The organism is Spongiactinospora gelatinilytica, assembly GCF_003236385.1.
GTDB lineage: Bacteria > Actinomycetota > Actinomycetes > Streptosporangiales > Streptosporangiaceae > Spongiactinospora > Spongiactinospora gelatinilytica.
On sequence record NZ_POUA01000337.1, the window covers coordinates 1 to 8,473 of the forward strand.

Here is an 8,473-nt window from a genome sequence, read left to right on the forward strand (position 1 = left end):
GGCTGGGGCGAAGGTCTTCCAGCGGGGCAGGCCGGACGCGTTGGGGTCGCCGGTGCGGGCGAACGCCGTCCAGTATCCGATCATGGTCGTGGACAGCCGCCGCCGGCGGGCGTCGGGCCCGGGGACGGGGAAGAGGTACGCCAGTTCCGCGAGGGAATGCCGCGAAAGACGCGGTGGTCGTCTGCCTGGGCGCCTTTCACCCAGCCGAGATCCGTGCGGACCAGTGCGTCCTGATGGACGGCCGCCGCGGCGGGCGCGGCCGAGATCAGTTGCGCGACGCAGGCGGCCAGCGCCGCCCAGCATCGCCCGTTCACGCGCGGCGGCCTTTCAGCCGGGCCGCCGCGGCCAGTACGAGGCCGAGCAGGCCCACGGGGGCAGGTCGGCGCTGCGCTCGGCCACCGCCAACAGTCCCCAGTCGGTCCCCCAGAGCCACCTGGTCAGGGCGTTGCCGAAGCCCTGGATCATCAGCAGCGCACCTACGATCATCATGACGTGCATCCTCCGGTCTCTCGGGGCACCCCGAGGAGGTAAATCAATACGCTTGTACGGTCATGCCGTGGTTGAGCGTAGCAGAGCAAGTCAGCTGTATCGATATGTAGGAGAGTGCTGTGAGCAAGGGCAGTCGTACGCGAGGGCTGGGCGCCCGGCACGAGGAGCGGCGGCGGCAGATCGCGGAGGCACTGCTGGCGATCATCGACCTCCACGGACTCGACGCGGTGAGCCTGCGTGACGTCGCGGCCCGGGCGGAGGTCTCGCTGGGCGCCGTCCAGCACTATTTCCGCAGCAAGGACGAGATGCTGCTGTTCGCCCTTGACTACATCAGCGAGCGCGGAACCGAGAGGGTACGGCGCAGCCTCGGCCAGGGGGAGCAGCCACCGCGCGCGGTGTTGCGCGACATCCTGGCCGAGCTGGTGCCCGCCGACGACCAGCGCCGCGCCGAACTGCGCATCGCGACCGCGTTCACCGCCCGCTCGCTGGTGAGCCCGAAGCTGGCCGATCATCTGCGTGCGGGCTACGACTCCCTGTACGACGTGCTGGTCCTGCTCATCCGTCACGCCCAGGAGGCCGACGAGATGCCCGCCGGCCTGGATCCCGAACGGACGGCGGCAGCGCTGTTCGCGCTGGCCGAGGGCCTGGGCATGCAGGTGCTCATCGGGCACCGCAACCCGCGGACGGCACTCGCCATCCTGGACGAGCACCTCGACCGGCTCTCCACCACCGCCTCATGAGCCCGGACCCGTACACGGCCTTTGGTCATGCCGGCCGCGTGCCGGTGGCCGTCAGCGCGAATCTCACCGCCATGACCGGGGCCGCAGTGTGGCGATGGCCGTCCTCCAGCGCTCCGCGCTCAGGCGCGAGGTGAACGACCGGGCCGCGGACAGGACGCTTCGCACCGTGACCGTGTCGAGGCGGCCGGCGGGCGTGCTGACCGGGGTCCAGGCCACCGTCAGCATGCCGCCCAGCAGGCCGAGGGCCATGCCGAGCAGGAAGCCGCCGAGATTGGAGTAGACGAAGGACGCCAGTGACAGCAGCACTGCGATCAGGCCGAGGAAGACCCGCTGGCCGGGCTGCAGCCAGACGAGAACGCCCGCGATGATCAGGGCGATGGCGATGAGATAGCCGGCTCCCACCGTGCCGAACATGACCGCCGCGAGCAGCGAGTCGAGCGCGAGCGGGATGGACACCAGCTCCGTCCCCGCCGCCACGATGAACAGCCCGCCCCAGAACGGCCGGGAACGCCGCCACGACTTCATGATCTTCCGCCCTTCGTCTCGCGCGTGCCCACCGGCCGTCCGCGGGGCCGGGGCCGGATCCGCCTCAGTAGCACTCGTGCGTGCCGGGCATCACCCTGAGGTGAAGGTCGGACAGGCTGAACGTCGCGGCCGTGACGGCCCACGCGCCCAGCCTGACGTTGCGGAGGGTGACCACTCTGGCCTGGCTGCCGAAGGTGCCGGCCGGCCCGCTGCCGCCGGGCACCTCGTCCAAGGTACTGGCGTCCCGGCCCAGTTCAAGGTCGCGAATGGAGGCGGCGGTCTGTCCCACCGCCACGTCGATGACCAGGTCGTCGATGCCCACCTCGTTGCCCCCCTGGCCACCGGTGAGCCGCATCGTCACCGTGCCGATGGGTGACTTCACCAGCGCGCTCGTGCACAGTTCGGTGACGGTGGCCCGCCGGATGCCGGACACGATGACGGGGACGGCCCGGCCCGTCCTGGTCCGGTCCATGCCGCCGGCCAGGGTGAAGCCCTGACCGCGAAGTTCCCCGGCGAAGAGTTTGAAGCTGTTGCCGGACACCACGAACGTGGCGCCGATGACTCCTTGCGCCGTGGCCCCGATGAGCAGCGATGTCATCGCCGCGACGGGAACGAAGACCAGCCCGAAGCGCTTCCAGCGCACGCATCCCTGTTCGGCCATGATGCGCTCCCCTTCACCGTGGCCCCGCAGGGGCCGGCGTTCTCTTACAGACGGTCCCAGCCCGGTCTGCTACCGAGCATGCGGGACGTCCCTGCTGCGCGTCGGCGTACACGCCGCACGTTGCGGCACTTATGGCTTGTCCCTGGGCAAATTTGCCGAAAGCCGGAGCCACCGGCCCGGTACCGATCGGCAGGGATGCGCGCCGTCGATCCCGGCATCCGAACAGGCCGGTTTGAAAAGCCGAGATGGGGGATTGGTGGTCAATCCGCCGAGGGGCAATATGGCTGACGAACCCCTCGGGGTGCACGTGAACAAGCGGTGAATCTTGTTCTCGCTCGACCGCCGGCGGTATCGGGGGCCTTTGCGGCGGGCCATGGCGGCTCGCCTGAAGAAATCATCGCGACCGCGCGGTCCATCCATTCGGAAGGCAGGAATTCATGCATGACACGCATCTCGCTCGCCCTGGCCGCCGCCGTATCCGGCGTGGCCCTGGCGACCGGCACACCGGCCGCCGCGCTCGGCGGCGGCACGGTCAACGGGGGCACCACGGACGGCGTGCCGGGCGCCACGCCGATGCCGTTCGCACCGGTCATCGTGCCGGTGACGTGCGTGCCATGACCGGTCCTGTCGCACGGCACGGCGGTGTCAGGGCAGTTGTTGATGGCGTCGAACCAGTTGTGGTCGTGGGTCAGCGTGCCGTTCGCGTTCTTGCCGCGGTAGGAGGCGGCCAGGGCCGGGTGGTCGAACTGGACGCCGGTATCGACGGTGGCCACCACGACACCCTCCCCACGGTTGTCGAGCTCGTATCAGACGCGGGGAGCGTTGGTCCGTTCGACGTTCCATTCGACGGCGTTGACCTGTGCCTTGGCCCGGCCGGGCATGGGCTTGGGCAGCGGGAGGAGGGCGATGGGCGTGATGCGCTCCACCTCGGGCAGCTTGGCGATCTCGGCCGTCAGCTCGCTGTCGGCGGTCACGCTCACGGCGTTGACGATCCAGTACGCGGTGAAGTCGGCGTGCTCGGACTTCAGCAGCCTGCGCAGGTTCGCCTGGGAGGCGGCGGCCCGCTCGGTCTTGGCCCGGTAGACCAGCGTCGCCTTGTCGCTCTTGGCGACGGCCCGCCGGGCGGGGCCGAGATCGGCGTCGCCCTTCAGGTAGACCAGGAAGGTGGCCTTGCCGGCCGTGTCGAGCCGGGCCTGGACGGCCTTGTCGATCTTACTTGGACCGGGAGCGGCCTGGGCCATGCCGGGGGCCGGCAGGCCGCTCGCGAGTAACAGGCACATGATGGCGGCGATCCTTGCGAGGACCGCACGCTCCTACGCGCCGCCTCCGCTCCCGGAATGGGCGACTGTTTCTGCCTGATGATCGACCCCGCGGATGTCGGTTTCATGCGAGCGCCGCTTGGCGGTCTGCTGGCTCTGGCGGCCGGATCGCTCGATGAGATGACCGATGGGATGACGTTGCCGGCCACCTCGAAAGACTCCCTGTTCAGTATCGATGTGGAGCATCGATTCGAGCGGCGATGGATTGAGACCACGCTCATCGGAGAATGGCCGCACCCGATTTTTGAAGCTCTTCGTTGTTGATCGTGGGCCCGTGGGAGAGGAACATGGCCAGCAGATCCAGGGCGACGGGAAGGTTCGGGTCGTTCCTGAGGTGCTCGCGGTAGATGCGTGCGAGAAGATCCCCGGTGCCGTGCGGAAGTTCGTGGATGTCGTGCAACGGCACGTTCGCGTAGCGCGTGGCGGGGCCGAGCATGGGCCGTCCGTAGGTGGTGCTCTCCTCCGCCGTACGGAGGTCCAGCACGGCCGTGATGCCCGGTTCCCCGGCCAGCACGCGGGTGTCGTCCAGAGTGATCGCCTGCAAGGTGCCGCTGCGGTACAGCCGCCCAGGGCGCGGGCCGAACCCGGCCGAGCGGCCGACGTCCCTGAAGTTGTCGGCGCCTTGCAGTGCCGGCCGGTGCGCGTCGGCGAGGGTCATCGGATCGCCGCCGCGAGCCGGGGGACGACGTTGCCGGCCGCATGACGTACGGAAAGAACCGAGGGGAAGGCCAGCGCTTTGCCGTCGGCCGGGTCGATGGGCAGGTAGGACCCGCGGCGTACCGAGCCGAGGCCGGCGAACAGCGGCCCGGTCTCGTAGGCGCGCCGCTCTTCATCGGACTGCGCGACGACGATGGTCACATTGGCGTCGAGGACATCGACCAGCTCGTTGCTGACAGGGGACATGCCCTGCACCTCGGACCGGGGCAGCCGGGCCACGGCGGGGGCGAGGCTCATCCCATAGGCGGCCAGCCCGCGGGCGATGACGTCCTCGGAAGAATGCTTCGTCCAAAAGCCGCCGGTGGCACTGTAGGAGCTGAAGGTGAACGTCTTGCCCGCGAGCCGGGGATACATGTCGCGAGCTCGTCCCACCGCGTTCTCCGTCTCGGCGACCTGCCGCGTGGCGGCCGCCTCTCGATCGAGTGCGCGCCCGATCCGTACCGCGGTGTCCTGCCAGGGATCGTTGGGGCCGGCCAGGGGCAGGACCACTTCGGCGACCTGCGTGAGCCGCTCCTGGAATCTGGCGATGGAGTAGTAGCCGGTGGCCAGGATCAGGTCGGGTCGCAGGGCGGCGACGTGTTCGATCGGCAGCTCGGTGTCGACCTTGAGGTACTCCGGGCGGCTCCCGCCCAGCGCCGCGATCGTGGCCCGGGTCCACGGCTCCGGTTCCCGGAGTTCGCTCGGCCTGGGCATCGCGATAGCACACCACCCCTGGACTGACCGCCCCGCCCCTGGACTGACCACCCGCCGACGGCCCCCGTGGCCGCCGGCGGGGAACGGATCACCGGGCCGACGTCAGCAGTAGACCACTCCCGTGATCTCCCTTGCGCCGAGGACGTAGTGGAATTCGAGCCACTGCGGCACGGGCACGCAGGAGGTCTGGTAGCCGTATAGCCACTCGTTCCGCCGAGGGTCAGGGTGCTTGACGCGGTAGGTGAACAGGTAGCCGCCGTCGCCCCCGGTGCAGATATGCCGGATGATCCCGCTGTTTTCGGTTTGGTGGTCCTTGCCGGTCCTGCAGTCGGTGGGTGCGGCGTACGCGGGGGTCGCCGTGACGAACAGAGCGGCGATGGCGAGTAATGTCGCGGATAAGGCTGCGATGCGCTTTCTGATGTTCATTTCGCTGACCTCCAGCGGATAGGTGGAGGGTGGACGATATTTCGAGTGCGCCTCAGCGGAACACGTAGCGGCGGCGGTCGAAGTCGAGGGTCCAGGAGTAGTTTCCGAGGAAGCCGAGGCAGAGCAGCCCGTCGATGCGTACGCCGCCGAAGGAGCTCCAGGGCATGCTGCGTACGGACGAGGCGGCCAGGAGCAGGTCACGTTGTTGAAGGTCGCCCAGAGAAAGCGGCCCGGGGCTGCTGAAATGGGGCGGCAGGCCGAGCGCGCGGGGTACGCCCCATGAGCGGTAGTTCGCGGTCGTGCTCCACAGGGCGGCCTGCCGGAGGGGGCCGTCGCCGTCCTGCGTCAGGTAGGCCACGCCGGTGTCGATGAAGAAGTTCAGATCGCGCCGGGGGCCGAACCCGCCCCTGGCGAACATGTAGTGGTCGCCCCACAGGTAGAAGGGCATCTCGGTGATGGCCCGGGTGGGGGCCAGGAGGCGCGTGTGCGCGGCGGCCTCGGCCGGATCCCGGCGCGGCGAAAGGATCAGGCGGCGGCCTCGATGGTCGAGAGTGGCCAGGAACCGCTCCAGCACGTTGGTGCCGATCAGGATGAAGTCCTGGTCGCCGTCGAGCGTCGGGAGTACGTCGACGGGCACGTTGGTCAGCACCGCCGTGCCCAGCCGCAGTTCTTCGGCGATCCCGTGGCGGACCTGGGTGCGGGTGAGGCCGTGGTCGGCGCGGCCGCCTTCGATCGTCGTGAGGCGGTGCTCGGCGGCCCGTCCGGCGCCCATCACGACGAACGTCCCGCCGGTGTCGATGCGCACGCTGGTCTCGACGCCGTTGAGCGTCGCGGTCAGGCCGGGCAGGTACGGCCGGAGCTCGTCGTCGATGAACGGCACCACGGTGGTCGTGCCGAGGGTGACGCCCAGCGGCCGCCGTGCCCGAAGCTCTGACCGGGCGTCCTTGGGGCGGCCGCGCCGTCGCAGGTGCTCGACGGCCCTGTCGGGCCGGTCCAGGTGCAGCCAGGCGTCGGCGACGGGTTCGTCGAGCTCGCGAGGGGGGTGGGGGAGGGCGGCGTAGTGGTCCAGCGCCTGCTCGTAGCCGCCCTTGGCGTAGCTGGTGAGAAACAGCAGCCGATCGCGTGCGGGAGCGGGGACGGTACGGGCGAGGCACTCGCACTCGTCCACGTCACCGCGCTGCCACGCGCGCCACGCCCGCCGGATGGACGCGTGGCGGCTTAACCACGGGACGGTCACGCGCCCGTCTCCGGGTCCGTCTCGCCCGCCGCGCCCTCACCCAGGTCCAGCGCGACCGCCATGATCGCGAGCAGCGGCACGACCGTGTGCGGGGCGAGCTCGTAGGTCCCCCGCCGCCGCTGCACCAGCAGGCCCGTCGCCTGAAGATCGCGCAGGTGGTGGTAGAGATGCCCGGTCGAGGTCTCGCCCAGCGCCTCCTGGAGTTGCCTGCTGGTGCGCGGCGCGTCGAGCAGGGCGGTCAGCAGCGCGAGCCGGGACGGGCTGCCGAGGCATTCCAGCAGCCGGGCCGCGACCGTCCAGTCCGCCTCCGCCAGGTCGGGGACCGCATGCTCTCTGACCCACAGGTAGTCGCGATCGTTCAGGCGGGCCGCGCCCGCGTATGTCACGGCACCGGACCTGCCGGCCCGCGCGTGCTCCTCGCCGATATTGTCCCGCAGGTGCTCCAGCACTTCCAGCGGTGCCCGCGGCCCGCGTCCACGCGGTCGTTCGGACCGCTGGGCGGCCTCCAGGCGCGCCATCCGTTCTTCCAGTTCGGTCATCCGGTCCTCCAGCATAAGATCATGCTACGTGATTCCGTATTTACGGAGCAACAGAGTTGGATGTACGACCTTGGCTTGACTTTGTCGCAACCTATGACTCATCCTCTTAATACAAGCGTTGCGACAAAGGAGCTGTTGTGGCTTATGAATCGTCACCGGCCGCCGGTCCGCCGGCGCGTGCGGTAGATCTTCGGCTGGCGGGCCACTGGCTGGCCCAGCACGGCCTGACCGGCGCCCGCCCGACCCCGTTGCTGGCCGCCCGGCTGGCGGTGCGCAGACGCGTCCGCCTCGTCGCCCAGCTCACCCCGGCCGTGCTGATCGTCGCGAGCGCCCTCGCCGCCAGGCCCGTCTTCGACGGTCCCCAGGCGCGCCGCCCGCTGCCGCTGCTGGCCCTTACCACGCTGGTGATCGGGCTGCTGCTGGCGCAGGCGCTGCTCGACCGGTGGGTGCGACGCGTCGACCGGCGGGCGGGCGCGGCGCTGCCCCGCAGGGTCGCCCATCCGATCCGGCTCGGCCGGCGGGCCGTGCTCGGCCGGCCGTACACCGTCTTCGTGGTCGCCGCGTTCGCCGGCGCCATGGCGCTGCCCGGCAGCGCGCTGGCCATTCCCGACCCCACCGTGCGGCAACTGGCCGTCGTCGTGCTGATCGGCCAGCTCGGCGCCACGGCCATCTTCACCATGCAACTGCGCCACCTGCTGCGGCGCCCGGTCGTGGCGGAGGACGAGGACTCGCTGACCGCCGACGTCATCATGCGCGTCGAGGACGCCCGCGACCTCACCACGCCGAACGTGCAGTCGTCGCTGCCCATGGTGTTGATGTTCGGCGCCGCGCCCGGCTGGTGGGGGGCCGCCGCGGTCGCCTACCTGGTCCTGAGCCTGACCGCGAGCGTCGTGCTCCGTTTCAAGACGGCGTCAAGCGCGACGGTCGCCCGGCGGGCCATGAGCCTCCGATGATCGTCATTGACGCGGCTTCGCCGGTACCGCCGTTCGAGCAGCTACGGGCCCAGCTCGCCCGGCAGATCCAGGACCGTACGCTGGCCGTCGGCACCCGGCTGCCGACCATCCGCAACCTCGCGGCGGACCTCGGCCTGGCCATCAACACGGTCGGCCGGGCCTACCGGGAACTGG

At 70.1% G+C, this 8,473-nt stretch carries 14 protein-coding genes; 3 read left to right on the top strand and 11 right to left on the bottom strand.

Going from position 1 to position 8,473, the window contains the following annotated elements:
* The coding region (locus C1I98_RS30610; protein WP_146607728.1) for a carboxylesterase family protein at positions 1–303 on the bottom strand (303 nt) is incomplete at its 3' end.
* 24 nt (positions 304–327) lie between these two features.
* On the bottom strand, positions 328–489 hold the full coding sequence (locus tag C1I98_RS41885; protein WP_158558239.1) for a hypothetical protein: 162 nt from the start codon (positions 487–489) through the stop codon (positions 328–330).
* 119 nt (positions 490–608) lie between these two features.
* Between C1I98_RS41885 and C1I98_RS30615 the strand changes: the two genes are divergently transcribed.
* Positions 609–1,229: a TetR/AcrR family transcriptional regulator gene (locus tag C1I98_RS30615; RefSeq protein ID WP_199537327.1), complete on the top strand. Its 621-nt coding sequence runs from the start codon at positions 609–611 to the stop codon at positions 1,227–1,229.
* 63 nt (positions 1,230–1,292) lie between these two features.
* On the opposite strand, the gene C1I98_RS30620 is transcribed toward C1I98_RS30615, so the two are convergent.
* The 4 genes from C1I98_RS30620 to C1I98_RS44515 form a co-directional block, all read right to left on the bottom strand.
* Complete coding sequence (locus C1I98_RS30620) at positions 1,293–1,754, bottom strand: DUF6114 domain-containing protein (RefSeq protein ID WP_111170859.1); 462 nt, start codon at positions 1,752–1,754, stop codon at positions 1,293–1,295.
* A 64-nt stretch (positions 1,755–1,818) separates the two neighbouring features.
* Positions 1,819–2,415 carry a DUF6230 family protein gene (locus C1I98_RS30625; RefSeq protein ID WP_111170860.1) on the bottom strand — a complete coding sequence of 199 codons (597 nt, stop codon included), beginning with the start codon at positions 2,413–2,415 and terminating at the stop codon, positions 1,819–1,821.
* Between the two features lie 260 nt (positions 2,416–2,675).
* Positions 2,676–3,191 carry a S8 family serine peptidase gene (locus C1I98_RS44510; RefSeq protein WP_233508325.1) on the bottom strand — a complete coding sequence of 172 codons (516 nt, stop codon included), beginning with the start codon at positions 3,189–3,191 and terminating at the stop codon, positions 2,676–2,678.
* Between the two features lie 30 nt (positions 3,192–3,221).
* The gene (locus C1I98_RS44515; RefSeq protein WP_233508326.1) at positions 3,222–3,695 is read right to left on the bottom strand and encodes a hypothetical protein; all 474 of its coding nucleotides are present in this window, start codon (positions 3,693–3,695) and stop codon (positions 3,222–3,224) included.
* A 57-nt stretch (positions 3,696–3,752) separates the two neighbouring features.
* On the opposite strand from C1I98_RS44515, the gene C1I98_RS40790 reads away from it, so the two are divergent.
* The gene (locus tag C1I98_RS40790) at positions 3,753–3,998 is read left to right on the top strand and encodes a hypothetical protein (protein WP_146607729.1); all 246 of its coding nucleotides are present in this window, start codon (positions 3,753–3,755) and stop codon (positions 3,996–3,998) included.
* Here the strand turns inward: C1I98_RS40790 and C1I98_RS30635 are convergent.
* The 5 genes from C1I98_RS30635 to C1I98_RS30655 all read right to left on the bottom strand — a co-directional run bounded on the left by C1I98_RS30635 (position 3,952) and on the right by C1I98_RS30655 (position 7,361).
* Complete coding sequence (locus tag C1I98_RS30635) at positions 3,952–4,392, bottom strand: tyrosine-protein phosphatase (protein WP_111170861.1); 441 nt, start codon at positions 4,390–4,392, stop codon at positions 3,952–3,954. The genes C1I98_RS40790 and C1I98_RS30635 overlap by 47 nt on opposite strands.
* Entirely contained in the window at positions 4,389–5,144 is a 756-nt protein-coding gene (locus tag C1I98_RS30640; protein ID WP_111170862.1) for an ABC transporter substrate-binding protein, read from the bottom strand. Before C1I98_RS30640 ends, C1I98_RS30635 begins: the two co-directional genes overlap by 4 nt.
* A gap of 102 nt (positions 5,145–5,246) precedes the next feature.
* On the bottom strand, positions 5,247–5,570 hold the full coding sequence (locus tag C1I98_RS30645) for a hypothetical protein (RefSeq protein WP_111170863.1): 324 nt from the start codon (positions 5,568–5,570) through the stop codon (positions 5,247–5,249).
* Positions 5,571–5,622: 52 nt separating this feature from the next.
* On the bottom strand, positions 5,623–6,807 hold the full coding sequence (locus C1I98_RS30650; RefSeq protein ID WP_111170864.1) for a retropepsin-like aspartic protease: 1,185 nt from the start codon (positions 6,805–6,807) through the stop codon (positions 5,623–5,625).
* The gene (locus C1I98_RS30655) at positions 6,804–7,361 is read right to left on the bottom strand and encodes a helix-turn-helix domain-containing protein (protein ID WP_111170865.1); all 558 of its coding nucleotides are present in this window, start codon (positions 7,359–7,361) and stop codon (positions 6,804–6,806) included. The genes C1I98_RS30650 and C1I98_RS30655 overlap by 4 nt, the downstream gene beginning before the upstream one ends.
* Positions 7,362–7,483: 122 nt before the next feature.
* Between C1I98_RS30655 and C1I98_RS30660 the strand changes: the two genes are divergently transcribed.
* Positions 7,484–8,299 carry a hypothetical protein gene (locus C1I98_RS30660; RefSeq protein WP_111170866.1) on the top strand — a complete coding sequence of 272 codons (816 nt, stop codon included), beginning with the start codon at positions 7,484–7,486 and terminating at the stop codon, positions 8,297–8,299.
* Positions 8,300–8,473: the final 174 nt, after the last annotated feature.

Excerpts from the sequence above, each read along its gene's own strand:
- C1I98_RS41885 (WP_158558239.1), bottom strand. The coding sequence starts at position 489 with ATGATGATCGTAGGTGCGCTGCTGATGATCCAGGGCTTCGGCAACGCC.
- C1I98_RS30645 (WP_111170863.1), bottom strand. The coding sequence starts at position 5,570 with ATGAACATCAGAAAGCGCATCGCAGCCTTATCCGCGACATTACTCGCC.
- C1I98_RS40790 (WP_146607729.1), top strand. The coding sequence starts at position 3,753 with ATGGGCGACTGTTTCTGCCTGATGATCGACCCCGCGGATGTCGGTTTC.
- C1I98_RS30655 (WP_111170865.1), bottom strand. The coding sequence starts at position 7,361 with ATGCTGGAGGACCGGATGACCGAACTGGAAGAACGGATGGCGCGCCTG.
- C1I98_RS30620 (WP_111170859.1), bottom strand. The coding sequence starts at position 1,754 with ATGAAGTCGTGGCGGCGTTCCCGGCCGTTCTGGGGCGGGCTGTTCATC.
- C1I98_RS30625 (WP_111170860.1), bottom strand. The coding sequence starts at position 2,415 with ATGGCCGAACAGGGATGCGTGCGCTGGAAGCGCTTCGGGCTGGTCTTC.
- C1I98_RS44515 (WP_233508326.1), bottom strand. The coding sequence starts at position 3,695 with ATGTGCCTGTTACTCGCGAGCGGCCTGCCGGCCCCCGGCATGGCCCAG.
- C1I98_RS30635 (WP_111170861.1), bottom strand. The coding sequence starts at position 4,392 with ATGACCCTCGCCGACGCGCACCGGCCGGCACTGCAAGGCGCCGACAAC.
- C1I98_RS30640 (WP_111170862.1), bottom strand. The coding sequence starts at position 5,144 with ATGCCCAGGCCGAGCGAACTCCGGGAACCGGAGCCGTGGACCCGGGCC.